The following is an 18476-nucleotide window of genomic DNA, read 5'->3' as shown; positions in this document are numbered from 1 at the left end:
CGCTGGCGAAAGCTGGCGGCGTCTCGCGGCGTCGCGCCGCATCTCCATTTGCGTCTCCACGATCGCTTTTCTGGCGGCGCCGACGTGGCGCGCGGTGGCCTCGTCAGTCTCGCGTAGCGTTCATGACAGGTTGGTGTAAGGTTTGCTCGACGCCGATCGAGAGCGATTGCGATCCATGTGACGCGAGTGTTAAGAGAAGACAGCTTTCGTCGACGACCGACGGCATGAGCTTCTTGCGAGGTTCGCGTGACATTTCTCTTTGTGAGTTGTCGTCGGTGATTGTCGGGAGTTTTTCTACGCGTCAGCGTCGCGGACTCCCGGGCGCGCGCTCCAGCCTCGCGCTCGGATTGGAGCGCTTCGGCTCGAAGCGGCGAGACATCGCCCTTCTGTCCGCGCTCGCGCTCGCGACGCCGTCCTTGGCCGAGGAGGCGAGGACATCGGAGGAGCGCCGGCCGAAGCTCGAAACGGACGGCGAGAGTCGCGAGACGAAGAACAAGGACAACCCGCCGCGCGCGCAGAGCTTGGGCAAGGACCAGTCCGGTGTGTTCGTCAATTCGTCGACGAGCGATTCGGGCTATTCGCCGGGCTTCGTCATGCGCGGATTCCCGAGCAGCCTGACGCTGTTCGATGGCGCGGCGCATGGCTTCACCGCGGACGACGTCAATCTCGCGATGGTCGATCACGTCGAGTTCTACAAAGGGCCGAGCGCGATGCTGTTCGGCAAGGCGCTCGGCGGCTATGGCGGCGCGGCGAATTATATTCGCAAGAAGCCGATGGGCGAGGGATTCACGAAAGCGACGGCGACGCTCGGCTCTTTCGGCGTGCGCCGGCTGACCTTCGACATCGACACGCCCTCGGAGCTTTCCGACAATCTGCTGTTTCGTATGACCGGCTTCGCGCAGATCCGCGAGAGCTTCGTCGATGTCCAGCGTTCGCGCGGATTTGATGTCGCTCCGGCCGCTACTCTTCTGCTCGACAATGGCGACCGGCTGACATTGCGCTCCGAATATCGCGCGATGCGGCTCGTGTATCGCGACGGCGTGCCGGCGGCGCCGATCTTTCTGCAGGTTCCGCGCGAGTTCTACGCCGGCGCGCCGGTGAACGAGCACGAGACGCCGCACGCCGCCGAATTCTCGCTGACCTATGAGCACGCGTTCGACGCCGATTGGAAGCTGACGACGCTGGTCGACTACACCCTCAATGGAAACGAGTATGGCTGGTTTCTCGGCTGGGGCTATGACGGGAATCGCTCGCTCACGCTCGGCAGGCCGGCGCGATCGAATTTCTCCACGCGCAATTTCGACGCGCAGCTGCGCTTGAGCGGCCGCTTCGACACCGGCCCGATCGCGCATTCGGTGTTTCTCGGGCTCGAGCATTGGGATTATTTCTTCGGTCACAACGAGACGGTCGCGCGCGATCCGCTGCCGCCGATCGACATCGGCGCGCCGGTCTATCCGCTCGGCGTCGATTTCAGCAACGCCTTCTGGAGCAATGGCGCGGCGCGCGCCTGGAGCCAGTCGGCCTATGCGCAAGACCTGATCGACCTTTCGCCGCAATGGCGCATTCTCGTCGGCGGACGCTATGATCTGCTCGCGCAGCGCGAGACCGTGCATGATCCTTTCGGCGTGATCGCCGGGCAGCCGATCCACAGCCTCAGCGAGGGAATCACCGGCTATTTCAGTCCGCGCGCCGGCATATTATATCGCCCCTTCGCCGACACGCAGCTCTTCGCCGCCTTCGGACGCTCGCTCATTCCCAACATATCGGTTCGGCTGAAGAGCGGAAGCGCGCCGCCGCCGCAGCAGGACACGCAATATGAGATCGGCCTCGAGCACGAGCTCACGGAATGGAAGGCGAGCGTCGGGCTCGGCCTGTTCGATGTGACGCGCGATCATGTCGCGATCGTCGACCCCGCCAATCCCGGCGGCTTTTATGCGCTCGTCACCGGCCAGCAGCACAGTCACGGGGGCGAGGTCAATGTCTCTGTCGAGCCGCTTCCCGGATTGAAGGCGACGGCCGCCGCCACGTTCCTTCATGCTCAGGTGACGAAGGACTCCAATACGCCGTCGCAGGTCGGCAGCGATCTGCTCGGCGCGCCGCGCCGCGTCTATAATTTCGATCTGAGCTATACGTTCGAAACGGGCGATCTGCGCGGCCTCTCGCTCGGGGCGAGCTTTAATTATGCGAGCCGCACCGAGGCGACGCAGCCCAATGTGCAGGGCTTCACTCTGGCGCCCCAGCAGGTTCTCGCCGCCTCGCTCGGCTATCGCTTCGACGATCACTGGAGCCTCGACGTGAGCGCCTCCAATCTGACCAATCGGCCGAATTTCACCTCCGGCGGGGCGCTGTTCTACGGCGAGCCGCGATCGGTCTCGGCGACGCTCACCTGCAAATATTGACGCTGCGCGTCGGCGAGCGTCCCGCCGATCAGCACGAGGCAGGGGCCCGAGAGAGGCTCCTGCGCCGCCTTCCGCGGAAGCTCGGCGATGGTCGCGGCGATGACGCGCTGCTGCGGCGTGCTCGCGCGCTCGATCAGGAAGGCCGGCGTCGTCGGATCCATGCCTTCGGCGACGAGGCGCCGCGACAATTCCGGCAGGGTGCGATTGCCCATATAGACGGCCGTCGTCGCGCGCGCGTCGGCGAGCGCGCGCCAGTCGATGTCCTCGGGAAATTTGCCGTCGCTCGTATGCGCGGTGACGAATTGCACGCGCCGCGCCGTGTCGCGATTGGTGAGCGAAGCCTCCAGCGCCGCGGCGGCGGCGAGCGCGGCGGTGACGCCCGGCACCACCTCGACATCGAGGCCGGCCGCGCGGATCGCGCGGATTTCTTCGTTGGCGCGGCCGAAGATCATCGGATCGCCGCCCTTGAGGCGCACGACATTCTTGCCCTCCTTGCCGAGAGCGACGAGAAGCGCGCTGATCTCGTCCTGCGCGACGGAGGGCGCGTAGCCGCGCTTGCCGACATTGATGCGAGCCGCCTCGCGCCGCGCGAGATCGAGCAGGGCGGCGGGCACCAGATCGTCGAACAGCACGACGTCGGCGTTCGAGAGCGCGCGCAGGCCTTTGAGCGTCAGCAGCTCCGGATCGCCGGGGCCGGCTCCGACGAGGGTGACGCGGCCGCGCGTCGGCATGGCGGCGGCGCGGCGCGCTTCGTCGAGCAGCGCATCGCGGACGCGATCGTCGGGCGCCTGCTCGACGCGGGCGAAGGCTTCGCGCGTGAAGCGGCGCCAGAAGTCGCGACGCGCGAGAAAATCGAGCCCCGAGGCGAGCACCTGCGGGCGCCAGTCGCGCGCGGCTTTCGCCCAGGCGGAGAAGCTCGCCGGCATCAGCGTCTCGAGACGCGCGCGCAGCGCCTGCGCGAAGGCCGGCGCCGCGCCGCCGGTCGAGACGCCGACGACGAGCGGCGAGCGATTGACGATCGCGCCGATGGAGAAATCGCTCAGCGCCGGCCGATCGACGAGATTGACCGGCACGCCCTGCGCCTTCGCCGCATTGCGGAAGCGCTCCGCCTCGGCGTCGTCCTCGATCGCGGCGAGCGCCAGAGCGGAGCCGGCGAGATCATCCGCGCGCCAGTCGCGCTCGACGAGGGTCATGCGCGCGCGCGCGGCGGCGACGGCCTGCAGCCGCGAGGACGGGGAGGGCGCGAAGACATGGACATCGGCGCCCGCCGCCGCCGCGAGATCGGCCTTCCACGCCGCCGCCTCGGAGCCGCCCGCGACGACGACGCGGCGTCCTTCGAGCGTGTAGAACACCGGCAGCGTCGCGAGGTCGCGCATCAGCTCGGCGGGAATCTCGTCTGGCTTTCTCGTCACGCTGGCCTCTGGCTCGACCGTTGTCGATTGCGGCGCTCTTTCGAGAGCCGGCTGGGGAGGGGCCTTAGCACGAAATACGGCGCGGGATCGAAGGATCGGAGGACGGCGAGCCGGGAAGCAAACACCTAGGCGGGCCGTGGGCCGTCCGTTGAGCAGTTGCAGCAATCTGTCGCTTATTTGTGCTGTCGACAACCATGGATAAATGCAATCAAACGCTTCAAGAAATAATTGCAATATTTTCGACCGATGCTAACAGTCGGATTGCGGTTGTGTTTCCATATACTCCTCAACTATCTGCCATTTTTTTAATTCGTTTTGCGCTACGATCATGTAGTATCCAGTGTCTGTATAGCACTTGATAGTGAAGTACCTGTTCGCTTTTATTTTATAGACTTGACCATGTCTTGAAATAGTTACGTTAGACGTGGTGCTTATATCGTTTTTTGCTTTTGCCAATGGCATGATCGTGACGATCAAGCTCTTCCATTGTGCTCCGCTCAGCACGATAGTCCGTTGGAGGCCGAATGGATACCTTCTGAACGTGTGAATTTTTGCAGTATCAGAATAGAGATCGGCTACGGACGGGTCGAAATTTCCATTGAGGCGCCCATATCTGTTAAAGAATTCGCTCACCGATTCGCCAGCGTGAGCTGTTTGCAGCAATAGCATTGTGAAAACGGAGAAAGCAGCTACGTAAAACATTTTACTGTTCCTTAATTTTGCAAATTCAGCCTTCCGCTGTAAGCGTCAATAAAAATCCCCATTGCTGCAATGGGGATTTTATCTGTTTTGCGTAGTCTAGCTACGCTTTATTTTGATGGCTAGGCCCGTGGGGCGTTTACTTCTTTTTGCCGTCCGCGCCGAACTGGCTGAGATAGGCCCACACATTCTCCTGGTCCGCCTCGGAGGCGAGGCCCGGGAAGATCATCTTGGTGCCGGGGACCTTGGCCTTGGGGTTCTTGATGAACTCCTTGAACTGAGCCTCGTCCCAGGTGATGCCGAGCGCCTTGAACGGCTCCGAATAGTTGTAGCCCTCGACGGAAGCGGACTTGCGGCCGTTGATGCCGTTGAGCTCCGGAGCGACGGCGTTCTTGGCGGTCTCGCCGACCTGATGGCAGGCCTTGCACTTGTTGAAAACCTTCTCGCCCGCCGCGGGATCGCCGGCGGCGACAGCCTGACCGGCCATGGCGGCGAAAGCGACGCTCGCAGCGAGCGTCAGCATGGAAATCGATTTCATCCTCGTCCCTTTCCTCGAAGCGTCGTCCCCTCCGGATCGACTGTCTTAGTTCGCGGCGATGGCCGCGCCATGCGCCGTTTCGTTCATCCCGCGGCGGGGAACCTATATCGGAGCGCTTTTTCAGACAATATGCTCCGCAGGCTGAACGGGCGCTGAAAATACGTCAGCCGACGCGGCGCAAGGTGAGATTGATGCGCCCGCCGTCGGCGAACAGAGGCGATGCGAGCCGCGGCGCGATCTCGGGCAGGATCCTGTCGACGCCGTGGAAGCGCAGCCGCGCCCCGCCGCCGAGCGTGAGCGCATCGCCGGAAGCGAGCGCGAAGGCGCGCGACGGATCGCCGCGCCTCGAGCCGCCGAGGCGGAAGCGGCAATCGGCGCCGAGCGAGATGGAGAGGATCGGCGCGCAAAGATCGGCCTCGTCGCGATCCTGATGCAGGCCCATGCGCGCCGCAGGGTCGTAGAAATTGACGAGGCAGGCCTGCGGCGGCAGCGGATAGGCCGCGAGCGCGCTCCAGGCCTCGAGCAGCGGCGGTGGAATGGGCGGCCAGGGCTCGCGCGTTTGCGGATGCAATGGCTGGTAGCGATAGCCGCCGGCCTTGTCGCTCACCCAGCCGAGCGGGCCGCAATTGGTCATGCGGACCGAGAATGGCTTGCCGCTGCGCGGCATGGTCGGCGTGAACAGCGGCGCCCGCGCGATGACCGCCTCGATCTCGCGCAGCAGAGCGATCTGCGCCGCCTCGTCGAGATAGGATCGGCAGAGGTGGACGCCCGGTTCGATCTCCATGCGCGCTTTCCCCGCCGCGGCGGGTTCACCTGCTCAGCACGTCCTTGATCGCGACGGTCGAGTCGGAGTTCAGCCGATAGACGATCGGAACGCCGGTCGCGATCTCGAGCGACGGCACCGAATCCGGCGTCAGCCGGTCGAGCACCATGGCGAGCGCGCGCAGGGAGTTTCCATGCGCGGCGACCAGCACGCGCTCGCCGCGCATCGCGCGTGGAAGAATCTCCTGGCAGTAGAAGGGCAGCACGCGCGCCACCGTGTCCTTGAGGCTCTCGCCGCCGGGCGGCGCGACGTCATAGGAGCGCCGCCACAGGCGCACCTGCTCGTCACCCCATTGGTTGCGCGCCTCGTCCTTGTCGAGGCCGGAGAGGTCGCCGTAATGGCGTTCGTTCAGCGCGCGGCTGCGGATGATCGGCACGTCCTTCTGGCCGAGCTCCTGGAACACGAGGTCGAGCGTGCGCTGGGCGCGCAGCAGCAGCGAGGTGAAGCCGATGTTGAAGCGCAGGTCGAGCCGTTTCAGCTGGCAGCCGGCGTGGCGCGCCTCCTCCTCGCCCTTGGCGGTGAGGTCCGGATTCTTCCAGCCGGTGAACAGGTTCTTCGCGTTCCATTCGCTTTCGCCGTGGCGAAGGAGGACGAGAATGCGATCCATTGAGGAGGTGTCCCTCGAAGCTTCGAGCGAGCCGCGCTCAGACGCGAGCGTCGCCGAGGCCGAGCACATCGGCCATCGAATAGAGGCCGGCGGCGCGGCCCCTGGTCCAGAGCGCGGCGGCGATTGCGCCACGCGCGAAAATGCCGCGATCCTCGGCGCGATGCGCGAGCTCGATGCGTTCGCCCGCGCCGGCGAAGATCACCATATGGTCGCCGACGACGGTGCCTCCCCGCAGCGAGGCGAAGCCGATGTCGCCGGCCCGGCGCGGGCCCGTCATGCCGTCGCGCGCCCGCGCGCTGTGCTCGGACAGCTCGACTCCCCGCCCGCGCGCGGCGGCTTCGCCGAGCAGCAGAGCGGTGCCCGAGGGCGCGTCGACCTTCATTTTGTGGTGCATCTCGACGATCTCGGCGTCCCAGGCCGGGCCGAGCGCCTCGGCGGCGCGCTCGACGAGAGCGGCGAGCAGATTGACGCCGAGGCTCATATTGCCGGAGCGCACGACGACATTGCGTTCGGCGGCGGCCGCTATGGCGGCGAGGTCCTCGCGCGAGAGGCCGGTGGCGCCGATGACATGGGCGACGCGCGCCTCCGCCGCTTGCGCCGCGAGCGCGATCGTCGCCGCCGGAGTGGAGAAGTCGATCAGCGCGTCGGCCTGCGAAAGAACGGCGGAGGGGTCGGCGCTCACAGCCACCCCATTGGCCGGGCGCCCGACGAGCACTCCCGCATCCTCGCCGATATGCGGCGAGCCGGGATGCTCGAGCGCGCCGCTCAGCGTCACGCCGAGCGAATCGCCGATGGCCCCGATCAGCATTCGGCCCATGCGGCCGGCGGCGCCGGCGACGACCAGCCGCATCTCGCTCATGATCCTGCTCCCGCGGACATTCGGACGAATTCGCCGGCGCCGCCCCTAAGGGCGGTCCGGCAGCGTTCTATACAGTCCCGACCGGCCGAAGAGAAGCCGACCGGGACGAACGGCTGCGCAGTTCGGCGGCCCCTGGGCCGTTTGGTAAACAAAGGCCCCGAGCGACGCAGGCGATCGGGCGGGGACGAGCCCGCCCCGACGCCATTCGTGCGGCGACCCCGCCCGTTCCGGGCTGGGCCGCGCCGTTACTTGCCCTTGGGGCGGAAGGCCGCGACTCGCGCCGGATCGGTCTCTATATAGGCGGCGCCGATCAGATCGAGACAATAAGGGACGGCCGGCATCACCGCGTCGAGACACAGCTCGATCGCCGCCGGCTTGCCGGGCAGGTTGATGACGAGGCACTTGCCCCGATGGGCGGCTGTCTGCCTGGACAGGATCGCGGTCGGCGTCTGGGCCAGCGAGACCTTGCGCATCAGCTCCCCGAAGCCGGGCAGCTCGCGCGGCGCGGCGGCCAGCGTCGCCTCGGGCGTCAGATCGCGCGGGGCGGGTCCAGTGCCGCCGGTTGTGACGACGAGATCGCAACCCAAATTGTCGGCGAGATCGATCAGCGTATCGCGCACGCTCTCGAAACCGTCGGGAATGATGCGCCGCTCGATGCGAAAGGGGCTCGTCAGCACGTTTTGCAGATAGGCGGCGATAGCGGGACCGCTTTCGTCTTCATAAACGCCGGCGCTGGCGCGATCGGAGGCGGTGACGACGCCGATGACGGCTTCTCTCTTCTCGTTCATGGCGCGCAGATTAGCCTCTCCCGCGCGGCTGACAATAAGGAAAGCGCTCGCGGCGCGGCGCGCCCTGCGACGATTCGACCGATCGAATTGCGAGATCGGCCGCGGCTGTCCGGCATAAAATCGCGAGACGGCGCCGAGAACTGCGGTGGCGGAAGAGCGCGGCCCGCGTCGTGGCATTGGTCGCAGGGCGTTGCCTTTCCGGCGCTTTCGGCAAATTTTCGGTCGAGGAGGAGAACTCGACATGTTGACAAAGCTCAGCGAGTGGCTCTTCGGCGCATCCGACCTCGCGCCGCACGGCTATTGCCTGCTCTGGGAGCCCGGGCTCGTCTGGCTCTATGCGATCTCCGACACGGCCATCGGCCTCGCCTATTTCTCGATTCCGCTGGCGCTCGTCGTGATTGGACGGCGCCGCGGCGATCTCGTCTTCCGGCCCATGCTCTGGCTGTTCGCCGCATTCATTCTGGCCTGCGGCGCCACCCATCTGCTCGATGTCGTGACCTTGTGGACGCCGCTCTACGGGCTGCAGGGCGGCGTCAAGGCCCTGACGGCCATTGCCTCGGCCGCCACGGCGGTCGCCTTGTGGTGGACCTTGCCGAGCTTCCTCTCGCTGCCGTCGGCGCGTCAGTTGAGCGAGGCCAACGCCGCTCTGCTCGACAGCGAGGAGCGTCTCGCCCATGCGCAGAAGATGGAGGCGATCGGCCGGCTGACCGGCGGCATCGCGCATGATTTCAATAATGTGCTGCAGGTCATCACGGGGTCGCTCGGAGTCATCGAACGGCAGGTCGCGCGGGGGCGCGGCAATGAGATCGCGCCGTCGATCGCGGCGATACGCAAAGCGTCGAGCACGGCGTCGCGCCTCATCAACCGAATGCTGGCTTTCGCCCGGCGGCAGACGCTGGAGCCGCGCATCATCGATCCCGACAGGCTGATTCTCGGCCTCGAGGAAATGCTGCGACGCACCCTCGGACCCGACGTCAGCCTCGATCTGCAGCCGGGCCATGGCGGCTGGAGCGTCATCTGCGATCCGTCGCAGCTCGAGAGCGCGCTGCTCAACCTCGCGGTCAATGCGCGGGATGCGATGCCGAAAGGCGGCGCGCTGCGCATCGCCACGGCGGATCGCAGAGGGCTGGCGGACCCGGTCGATCCGGGCAGGGCGCCCGCCGATTATGTCGAGATCGAGGTGACGGATACGGGCGTGGGCATGGAGCCGGAGGTTCTGAGCCGTGTGTTCGAGCCGTTTTTCACCACCAAGCCGACCGGCAAGGGGACGGGCCTCGGCCTCTCGCAGATCTATGGCTTCGCGCGGCAGTCGGGCGGCTTCGTGCGCATCGACAGCCGCCCTGGCGACGGGACGAGCGTGCGGCTCTATCTGCCCGGAGAGGAGCGTCCGCTCCTCGTCTCGGAGGAGGAGCTGCGCCCCGCCACGACCGAATGCGCATGCGGGAATGGACGAACGGCGCTGCTGGTGGAGGACCAGATCGAGGTGCGCATGCAGATCGCCTCGACGCTCGAGGGCATCGGCTGCGCGGTCGTGCAGGCCGAGGACGGCTCGGAGGGGTTGAAGATTTTGCGCTCGGGCGCGCCGCTCGATCTGCTGGTCACGGACCTCGGGCTGCCCGGAGTCGACGGGCGCCGGCTGGCCGAGGCGGCGCGCGTCGACAGGAGCGACCTGCCCATCCTGCTGGTCACGGGCTATGCAGGCAAGTCGCTGGACGGCTTGCAGGGCGAGCCGAATATCGAAATCCTGCACAAGCCCTTCACGCTCGACGAATTGGAAGCCAAGGTCGAGGCGATGCTGTGCCGGGGGGCGCCGGCCGGTTGATTTCCGGTCCGCGTCCCGCTGTTTTCGCCGCGGCGCGAAAAAGAGTATTCTTCGCGACGCCTCATGCGAGCGGAGTCCCTGGTGAGCACAGACGCGCAACAGCAAATCCTCGCCGGCCGGACCTTGCTGCTCATCGTCGGCGGGGGCGTCGCCGCATATAAGTCGCTCGACCTCGTCCGCCGCCTGCGCGAGCGCGGCGCGCGCGTTCGCACGGTTCTCACCGCGGCGGCGGCGCGCTTCGTCACGCCCCTCTCCTTCGCGAGCCTGTCCGGCGAGCGCGTCTTCGACGATCTGTTCTCTCTCACCGACGAGCAGGAGATGGGACATATCCGCCTCTCGCGCGAGGCCGATCTCGTCGTCGTCGCGCCGGCGACCGCGCATCTCCTCGCGCGCATGGCGTCGGGGCAGGCCGACGATCTCGCGACGACCCTGCTGCTCGCGACCGACAAGCGCGTTCTCGTCGCGCCGGCGATGAATGTCCGCATGTGGCTGCATCCGGCGACGCGGCGCAACATCGCGCAGCTGCGCGACGACGGCGTCCTCTTCGTCGGGCCGGAGGAGGGGGAGATGGCCTGCGGCGAGTTCGGGCCCGGACGCATGAGCGAGCCGCTCGCGATTGTCGCGGCGATCGCGGCTGCGTTGCCGGGCGCGGGGCGCCAGTCGCTCGCCGGCCGGCATGTCGTCGTCACCTCCGGACCGACGCGAGAGCCCATCGATCCCGCCCGCTATCTCTCCAACCGCTCCTCCGGCAAGCAGGGCCACGCCATCGCCGCCGCCGCGGCGCGCGCCGGCGCGCGCGTGACGCTGGTCAGCGGGCCGGTCGAGATCGACGATCCGCCGGGGGTGGAGACGCGCCATGTCGAGACCGCGCTGCAAATGCTGGCGGCGGTCGAGGCGGCGCTGCCCGCCGATCTCTTCATCGGCGCGGCGGCCGTCGCCGACTGGCGCGCCGAGCCGGCGCCGGACAAGATCAAGAAGCGTCCGGGCGGCGCGCCGCCCTCGCTCGTCCTCAGCGAGAACCCCGATATTCTGGCGCGCGTCGCGCGCCGCGAGAGCGCCCGTCCAACGCTCGTCGTGGGCTTTGCCGCCGAGACGCGCGATATGATCGCCAACGCCGAGGAAAAGCTCGCCCGCAAAGGCTGCGACCTCATCGTCGCCAATGACGTGAGCGCCGCTGCGGGCGTCTTCGGCGGCGACGCCAATGAGGTTCATCTCGTCGGCCCCGACGGCGTCGAATCCTGGCCGCGGCTCGACAAATCGGACGTGGCGGCGCGCCTCGTCGCGCGTCTCGCCGAGCGTCTCTCGCAAGCGGAGTGCGCCCGATGAAGGTCGCATGGCGCCGGCTGCCCCATGGCGAAGGACTGCCCGCTCCCGCTTATGCGAGCGTGGGAGCGGCGGGGCTCGACCTCGTCGCCGCGCTCGCGCCCGGGCAGAAGCTCGTGCTCGAGCCCGGCGCGCGCGATCTCGTGCCGACCGGGATCGCGCTGATGCTGCCGGAGGGCTTCGAGGCGCAGGTGCGTCCGCGCTCGGGCCTCGCCCTCGACTTCGGCGTCACCGTGCTGAACGCGCCGGGCACGATCGACGCGGATTATCGCGGCGAGGTAAAGGCGCTGCTGGTCAATTTGGGGACGCATCCGTTCGAGATCGTCCGCGGAATGCGCGTCGCGCAGCTGGTGATCGCCCCTTGCGCGCGCGCCGAACTCGTGGAGGCGGCCGAGCTCGGCGAGACCGCGCGCGGCGCCGGCGGCTTCGGCTCGACGGGGACGGGGCGGAGCGAGACGCAATGAGCCTGCTGCCGCGGTCCGCGCGCCTTGCTCTGATGGCGGCGCTCGATGTCGCATTGCATTCGCGCGCGCGGCCGGTGTCGTCGCGGGCGCTGGCGGCGCGGCACGATCTGCCGCCGCGTCATCTCGAGGGCATGTTGCAGGCGATGGTGCGGGCCGGAATATTGAAGAGCGTGCGCGGACCGTCCGGCGGCTACGAGCTGGCCAAGGAGCGGCGCCGGCTCAGCGTCGGCGACATCGTGCGCGTCGCCCTGCGCGTCGAAGAGGAGGCGAACGGCGCCGAGAGCCTGCTCCTTCTCACGCGCGTCATCGATCCGGTGTTCGCCGAAGCCGAGCGTCTCGCTCTGGCGCGGCTCGACGAGATCACGCTCGACGAGCTGCATGCGGCGGCGTTCGCGGAAGGCTTCGGCCAGGCGGAGGCCGCCGAAGGCGATTTCGACATCTGAAGAGGCGGAGGCCGGCCGTGAATTATGAGACGATAGAGATCGAGACTCACGGCCGTGTGGGCCTGCTGCGGCTCAACCGTCCGCGCGCGCTCAACGCCTTGAACGCCCGTTTGATCGGCGAGCTCGCCGACGCCCTGGCGCAATTCGAAGCGGACGCAGGGATCGGCTGCATGGTGCTGACCGGCGGGGCCGAGGTCTTCGCCGCCGGCGCGGATGTGAAGGAGCTGCGCGACAAGACCGCGTCGGACGCCTATCTCGACGACTTCCTGTCGCAATGGGACGGTCTCGCCCGCGCCCGCAAGCCGATCATCGCGGCGGTGGCGGGATTCGCGCTCGGCGGCGGCTGCGAGCTCGCCATGATGTGCGACTTCATCCTGGCCGCCGACACGGCCAAATTCGGCCAGCCCGAGATCAAGCTCGGCGTCATCCCGGGCTCGGGCGGCACGCAGCGCCTGGTGCGCGCGGTCGGCAAGTCCAAGGCGATGGAGCTGGTGCTGACCGGCCGCATGATGGGCGCGGAGGAGGCCGAGCGCTGCGGCCTCGTCGCCCGCGTCGCGCCCGCCGAGCGTCTGCTCGAGGAGGCGCTGAAGACGGCGCAGACCATCGCCTCCATGTCGCTGCCGGCGGCGCTGATGGCGAAAGAGGCGGTCGAACGCTCCTTCGAGACGCCCTTGTCCGAAGGCGTGCGCTTCGAGCGGCGGCTGTTCTATTCGCTGTTCGCGACCAAGGATCAGAAAGAGGGCATGAGCGCCTTCATCGAGAAGCGTCCGCCGCGCTTCGAGCACAAATGAGCGGCATTGACGCGGGAGCGCCCGCGCGCTTATAAGGCGCAGACATCGGCCGCGGCTTCGCGGCCGCTTTTCTTTGGCGGCCCCGGCCGCCCGCATCGTCCTCGAGGGAACATAGATGGCCAACACCAGCTCGGCCAAGAAGGCCGTTCGCAAGATCGCCCGTCGCACGGCGGTCAATCGTTCGCGCCGCAGCCAGCTGCGCACGCAAGTCCGCAAGGTCGAGGAGGCGATCGCCAGCGGCGACGCGGCGGTTGCCGCCGCGGTGCTGCAGAGCGTCGCGCCGGTCGTGATGCGCGCGGCCCAGAAGGGCGTCATTCACAAGAACACCGCATCGCGCAAAGTGTCGCGCCTGACGGCGCGCGTGAAGGCGCTCTCCGCCTGACCAAACGCGATCGACGACATCGTTCTCGTAAGTCGAAAGCCCGGCTCCGCCGGGCTTTCGCTTTTTCGCGTACTGGCGCGTAAGGCGTCGCGGCGCTATCGAGCGTAGTGGCAGAAATTTATCACACGTTTTTCTTGCGCGCAGGGAACAGTGTTGAAAAACAAATGATTGCGATAAAGGCCCCGGCCCTGTGGCGGCCTCTGCCCGCTTGACATTCGCGCGGATGCCTCGGCAGCCCTCCGCTCGCCCAGAGCGGTCGCCGCAGCCTGCGCCCGGCGCCTTTTTTTTCTCGGCGGCGAATCATGCCTTTATCCGGGCGAAGCTTCGGCGGTGTCGCAAAGCGAGGCGCCGATGCGCCAAAATGCGCGCACACTGCGGCTCGAGGATGATTGCGCGGCGAAAACGAGGCGTGTAGTTTCAAAACCGTGGGATGGAATTGCGACAGGCCTTGCGAATGTGAACGACAGAAAGCTCATGCGGGCCATGGGGTGAAGACCCCGGACTCGACGACAGGATCGAGCAGCGCCCCGCAACCGCGTCCACCATGCCACGAATGCATCGACTGAAACACCGCTCGATGCATTTTCTGTCTGCGTATCAGTGATCGAGAGATTGTCAGGACCACGAGGGGCGCGGCTCTTCGTGGATTCGGGGGTGACGTGATGGCGTTGGGGCGGCGGGCCGAGATGGGGCTGAACATGAGTGCGAGGCGCGGCTCGATGGCGTCTCGAAGTCGACCCGCGGCGGGCGCGCGACCTTTCGACTTCAGCCAGTAATCGGCGCAGCAGCCGTCGCTCGAGCGTGTCGTGACGGCGTAGCGATCAAATTCAAATGGTTTGTCCGGGCTTCCGCTTGGGCGCCGCAATGGCGCCCACGGCGCTCGGCTCGTCTTCTGCGCGAAAGAGAATCATGCCCGAACACAGCGATCATCAGCCGTCTCCCAGCGAATTGTCGAGCGCCGATCGGCAGAAGTGGGAGCGGGTGCGCGGCCGACTTCGCGCCGAGCTCGGCGACGCTATCTATAATTCCTGGTTCGCGCGTCTCGAGCTCGAGACGGTGAAGGACGCCGCTATTCTCCTGACGGTGCCGACCAAATTCCTGAAGAGCTGGATTCAGTCGCATTACGCGGATCGCATCAAGGCGCGCCTCTGCGCGGAGTTCGCGGGAACGGATCGCGTCGTCATCGACGTGCGTTCGCCCTCGCGCCGCGCGCGCGCGCGCGAAGCCGATTCCGCTGCCGTTTCGCCGCCGGCCGAGAAGGCCGCGGAGCCGCCCGTATCGCCGGCTGTCGTCGAAAAGGCCGAGCCGCATGTGCGCAGCGCCGGCCGCGCGGCGGCGCGGATCGAGGGCGAGGCCTTCAGCGGCTCGCCGCTCGACCGGCGCCTGTCCTTTTCGACCTTCCTGGTCGGACCGTCCAACCAGCTGGCTTATGCGGCCGCCTGCCGCGTGGCGGATGCGCGCGCCGGCGATCATCCGCTGTTCAATCCGCTCTACACCCACGCCGCCGTCGGGCTCGGCAAGACGCATCTGCTGCAGGCGGTGGCGCGCTCGGCCAATGACAACAGGCGCCGCGTCATCTATCTCACCGCCGAGAAATTCATGAGCGGCTTCGTATCGGCGCTCACGGCGCAGACGTCGATGGCCTTCAAGGAGAGGCTGCGCAACATCGACGTGCTGATCATCGATGATGTGCAATTCCTGCAGGGCAAGTCGATCCAGCAGGAGTTCTGCCACACGTTGAACGCGCTGATCGACGACGGCAAGCAGGTCGTCGTCGCCGCCGACCGCCCGCCGTCCGACCTCGAGACTTTGGACGAGCGCGTGCTGTCGCGCTTCAAGGGCGGGCTCTGCGTCGATATCGGCCCGCTCGACGAGGATCTGCGCGTCAAGATCCTCGAGGCGCGCATCGCCGCCGCGCAAGAGGCGCAGCCTAATTTTCAAGTGCCGCCCGCGGTGATCTCCTATGTCGCCAAGACGATCGTGACCAATGGCCGCGATCTCGAAGGCGCGGTGAACCGCCTGCTCGCCCATTCGACGCTCAATGGCGCGCCGCTCTGCGTGGAGACGGCCGAGAACGCGATTCGCGATCTCGTGCGCAATCACGAGCCCAAGCGCGTCAAGATCGACGATATTCAAAAGCTCGTCGCCAGCCATTACAACATCTCGCGCGCCGATATTCTGTCCTCGCGCCGCACCGCCAATGTGGTGCGGCCGCGGCAGATCGCTATGTATCTGTCGAAAGTGCTGACGCTGCGCTCTCTGCCCGAGATCGGCCGCCGCTTCGGCGGGCGCGACCATACGACCGTGCTGCACGCGGTGCGCAAGGTCGAGGAGCTCGCCGCCAAGGACAAGAGCCTCGCCGAGGTCATCGAGCTGCTGAAGCGCATTCTCGCGGAGTAGGGCGCGCGCCCTCTCCTTCGCCCGCTGCATCGGGGAGGGGGCAGGCGCAGCGCCTCTTGCGTCAACGCGCGCGCCAGAGGCGATCGTCGGCCGCGATCGGCTCGGCTCGATCCCATTGCGCGAGCTTGTCGAGATAGAGCGCGCGATAGGCGTCGTCGCCGATGAGCTCGAGCCGCTCGTGATCGAGCTCGACACCGATCTCGTGATAGATGTCGAGATTGCGCAGGTCGGGCCGCGGCAGGGCGCCTGTCTCGAAGTCGCGCCACATCTCCCGATAGAGATTTTCGAGATGGCCGACGAGCGACGGCGTGTCGAACAGCACGCAGCGATCACGCCCGGCGATCAGCCGCTCGCGAATGGCCGCGAGTCGCCGCCGATCCCGCCCGAGCTCGATGGCTCGAGCCACATAGTCCTCGGCGCTCGCGCACACCAGCTCGCCGACGCCGGCCGCCTGCACGAGGCTGGCGCAGACGCGCGCGGCGAAGCTGCGGCCCGCATAGGTCAGAATCGGCACGCCCATCCACAGCGAGTCGGCGGCCGTCGTATGGGCGCCATAGGGGAAATTGTCGAGAAAGAGATCGGCCAGCGGATAGCGCGCGAGATGGCGCGGATTGGGCATCTTCGGCGCGAAGACGATGCGCTCCGGCGCGATCCCGCGCTCGGCCGCCGCGCGGCGCACGCGCTCATTGGTCGCCTCCGTCCCGGTGAGCAGCCACAGCGCGCTGTTCGGAACAGCGGCGAGAATCCTCATCCACCGCTCGAAGGTGAGCGCGGTGAGCTTCTGCATGCCGTTGAGCGAGCAATAGACGAAGGCGTCCTCCGGCAGTCCCGCCTCCTCGCGCGAGGGCCGCTCCGCCGCCACGACGCGCTTGCGGTCGTTGGGCTGGTAGCAGGGCAGGCGCAGGACCTTCTCGGAATAGAATATCTCGGCTTCCTTCGGGACGATGACGGAATCGGCGATCATATAATGATGGTAGGGCGTGCCCATGCTGCCGGGAAAGCCGAACCAGTTCGCGATGATCGGCGCCGGCCGCAGCGCGAACATGCGGGTGCGCGCGTCCTTGGTGTAGCCGTTGAGGTCGACGAGAATGTGAACGCCGTCCTCGGCGATCCGTCGCGCCGCCGCCTCGTCGCTCATGCCGTTGATGTCGGTCCAGCGGTCCACCGCGGCGGTTATGCGCTCGCGCGTCGGATCATTGCGGGCGATCCCGCAATAATAGGCGTGGATCTCGAAATGGGCGCGGTCGTGCGTCTCCATCACATCGGTCATGGCGAAGCCGACCGCATGCTCGCGCAGATCGGATGAGACATAGCCGATTTTGAGCCGCTCGCCCGGACGGCGGCGCGGCGCCTCCTCCCGCGGCAAGGGCGGGACGCGGCCGATGGCGCGCTTGTTGTAGCGATAGGCCTTCGCCAGATGGAACATCGGATCGTCGGAGAGATTGGCGAGCGACAGCGAGGAAATGCCCTCGAGGAGATGCGCGCGGGAGACGCGCTCCGATGTCGCGAGCGTCGGCCATTCGCATTGGCGCTGGCGCAGCGCGATCCAATGCTGCGCCACCTCCAGCTGGCGCGGATCGATCTCGAGGCTCTGCCGCAGCGCGTCCTCGGCCGAATCGTCCTTGTCATGGCCCTCGAGCACGCGGCCGATCTGCTGCAGCGCGCTGAGCTTATGGGCGACCGAATCGCCGGTGATCGCGCCGAGCTGCTCGACGCATGTCATCCATTGCGCGACGCCCTTGCCGGCCTGGCCGCTGTCCTCGAGCAGGCGGCCGAGATTGATATGCGCCGGATGGAAGTCGGCCTTCACGCGCAGCGCCTCGCGCAGCGCAAGGATCGCGCCCGGGCGGTCGCCCGTGTCGGCGAGCGCGGAGGCGTAGTTGAAATAGGCGGCGTAGACCAGCGGATGGTCGCAGTTGTAGGCGATCCATGTCTTGTAGAGCTCGGCCCCGGAACGCTCCTGGCCGGAGCCCTTCAGCCGGGCCGCCGCGTCGAACAGCTCCGCGAGCGACAGGTTCTGCGAGGCGGCTTTCGCAATAGACGTTTTGAACAGAGCGATCGCGGGCTCCGATCCGTTCGGCTGGCTGGGCATGTCGACGTCCATTCGGCGAGGCTGACGGCGCGCGGCCGGGAGAGGCCGCCACGCCGGTCCTTTTTAAGGAAACGCGTGTCGCCACGCGGCTCGCCGCCCTTCCGTCGTCAGCCGAGGAGAGTAACGAGCGCCACAGCTTGATCGACGGACATTGCGTGAATCTGGGTTGTCGTGAATGCGAGCCCTTGCGTGGTCGTCAGCGCCGCGATGTCGGCCGTCGTCAGGCCCGCGATCGCCGTGGTGGTGAGCGCGGAGAGGCTGTCGGTCGTCAGCGACGAGAAGCTGGTCGTCGTCAACGCGCCGATCTGAGCGCTGGTCAGCGCGGACGCCTGAGTCGAGGTGAGCGCGGCGAGCTCGGTCGTGGTCAGCGAATTGATCGAGCTCGAGGCGATCGACCCGACCTGCGCCGCGGAGAGCGCGCCGATCTGCGTCGACGTCAGATTGCCGATCGAGGTGGCGTCGAGCCCCGCGATCTGCGTCGTCGAGAAGGAGCCCGCGTCGATGGCGTCGATATAGGACGCATCGAAGGCGTTCAGCTGCGTCGACGTCAATCCGTGGACCTGGGTGGCGGTCAGCTCGCCGACCTGGGTGGTGGAGAGATCGGCGAGGGCGGTGGTGGAGAGCTTGCCGATCT

At 67.0% G+C, this 18476-nt stretch carries 16 protein-coding genes and 1 pseudogene; 8 read left to right on the top strand and 9 right to left on the bottom strand.

All coding sequences use genetic code 11. From position 1 onward, the window contains the following. The first annotated feature begins 347 nt into the window (after window positions 1–347). Entirely contained in the window at window positions 348–2399 is a 2052-nt protein-coding gene (locus tag K3F48_RS17580; protein ID WP_255609286.1) for a TonB-dependent siderophore receptor, read from the top strand. Here the strand turns inward: K3F48_RS17580 and cysG are convergent. The 7 genes from cysG to mog form a co-directional block, all read right to left on the bottom strand. Then, a complete protein-coding gene (gene cysG, locus K3F48_RS17575; protein ID WP_222576736.1) occupies window positions 2351–3811 on the bottom strand; it encodes a siroheme synthase CysG in 1461 nt (486 codons plus the stop codon). The genes K3F48_RS17580 and cysG overlap by 49 nt on opposite strands. Window positions 3812–4060: 249 nt before the next feature. Next, window positions 4061–4513: a hypothetical protein gene (locus tag K3F48_RS17570; RefSeq protein WP_222576735.1), complete on the bottom strand. Its 453-nt coding sequence runs from the start codon at window positions 4511–4513 to the stop codon at window positions 4061–4063. A 136-nt stretch (window positions 4514–4649) separates the two neighbouring features. After that, complete coding sequence (locus K3F48_RS17565) at window positions 4650–5048, bottom strand: cytochrome c-554 (RefSeq protein WP_222576734.1); 399 nt, start codon at window positions 5046–5048, stop codon at window positions 4650–4652. Between the two features lie 163 nt (window positions 5049–5211). After that, window positions 5212–5832: an alpha-ketoglutarate-dependent dioxygenase AlkB gene (locus tag K3F48_RS17560; protein WP_222576733.1), complete on the bottom strand. Its 621-nt coding sequence runs from the start codon at window positions 5830–5832 to the stop codon at window positions 5212–5214. A gap of 25 nt (window positions 5833–5857) precedes the next feature. Further along, window positions 5858–6478, bottom strand: coding sequence for a 2,3-bisphosphoglycerate-dependent phosphoglycerate mutase (locus tag K3F48_RS17555; protein WP_222576732.1), 621 nt, complete (start codon window positions 6476–6478; stop codon window positions 5858–5860). 37 nt (window positions 6479–6515) lie between these two features. Next, window positions 6516–7337 (bottom strand): 4-hydroxy-tetrahydrodipicolinate reductase, encoded by an 822-nt coding sequence (gene dapB, locus K3F48_RS17550; RefSeq protein WP_222576731.1) that lies wholly within the window; start codon window positions 7335–7337, stop codon window positions 6516–6518. 245 nt (window positions 7338–7582) lie between these two features. Beyond that, window positions 7583–8125 carry a molybdopterin adenylyltransferase gene (gene mog, locus K3F48_RS17545; protein WP_222576730.1) on the bottom strand — a complete coding sequence of 181 codons (543 nt, stop codon included), beginning with the start codon at window positions 8123–8125 and terminating at the stop codon, window positions 7583–7585. Between the two features lie 241 nt (window positions 8126–8366). Here mog and K3F48_RS17540 point away from each other — a divergent pair, with 241 nt between their 5' ends. From K3F48_RS17540 to dnaA, 7 genes are all read left to right on the top strand, one after another. Next, window positions 8367–9947 carry an ATP-binding protein gene (locus K3F48_RS17540; protein WP_222576729.1) on the top strand — a complete coding sequence of 527 codons (1581 nt, stop codon included), beginning with the start codon at window positions 8367–8369 and terminating at the stop codon, window positions 9945–9947. A 63-nt stretch (window positions 9948–10010) separates the two neighbouring features. Continuing rightward, on the top strand, window positions 10011–11273 hold the full coding sequence (gene coaBC, locus K3F48_RS17535; RefSeq protein WP_222576728.1) for a bifunctional phosphopantothenoylcysteine decarboxylase/phosphopantothenate--cysteine ligase CoaBC: 1263 nt from the start codon (window positions 10011–10013) through the stop codon (window positions 11271–11273). Then, window positions 11270–11734 (top strand): dUTP diphosphatase, encoded by a 465-nt coding sequence (dut, locus tag K3F48_RS17530; RefSeq protein WP_222576727.1) that lies wholly within the window; start codon window positions 11270–11272, stop codon window positions 11732–11734. The genes coaBC and dut overlap by 4 nt, the downstream gene beginning before the upstream one ends. Next, a complete protein-coding gene (locus tag K3F48_RS17525) occupies window positions 11731–12177 on the top strand; it encodes an Rrf2 family transcriptional regulator (RefSeq protein WP_222576726.1) in 447 nt (148 codons plus the stop codon). Before dut ends, K3F48_RS17525 begins: the two co-directional genes overlap by 4 nt. A gap of 17 nt (window positions 12178–12194) precedes the next feature. Next, complete coding sequence (locus K3F48_RS17520) at window positions 12195–12968, top strand: enoyl-CoA hydratase (protein WP_222576725.1); 774 nt, start codon at window positions 12195–12197, stop codon at window positions 12966–12968. 115 nt (window positions 12969–13083) lie between these two features. Then, window positions 13084–13350, top strand: coding sequence for a 30S ribosomal protein S20 (gene rpsT / locus K3F48_RS17515; protein WP_222576724.1), 267 nt, complete (start codon window positions 13084–13086; stop codon window positions 13348–13350). Between the two features lie 909 nt (window positions 13351–14259). Beyond that, window positions 14260–15750 (top strand): chromosomal replication initiator protein DnaA, encoded by a 1491-nt coding sequence (gene dnaA, locus K3F48_RS17510; protein WP_222576723.1) that lies wholly within the window; start codon window positions 14260–14262, stop codon window positions 15748–15750. Window positions 15751–15811: 61 nt separating this feature from the next. On the opposite strand, the gene K3F48_RS17505 is transcribed toward dnaA, so the two are convergent. Further along, window positions 15812–17842, bottom strand: a complete 2031-nt coding sequence (locus K3F48_RS17505; RefSeq protein WP_222576722.1) for a glycosyl transferase — start codon at window positions 17840–17842, stop codon at window positions 15812–15814. A gap of 107 nt (window positions 17843–17949) precedes the next feature. Then, window positions 17950–18476, bottom strand: a pseudogene (locus tag K3F48_RS17500) (hypothetical protein); the annotation flags it as partial.

The sequence above is a fragment of the Methylosinus sp. Sm6 genome (assembly GCF_019802345.1).
Taxonomy (GTDB): domain Bacteria; phylum Pseudomonadota; class Alphaproteobacteria; order Rhizobiales; family Beijerinckiaceae; genus Methylosinus.
Note: the sequence above shows the minus strand (reverse complement) of the source record. Positions and strands in the feature narration are given on the sequence as shown.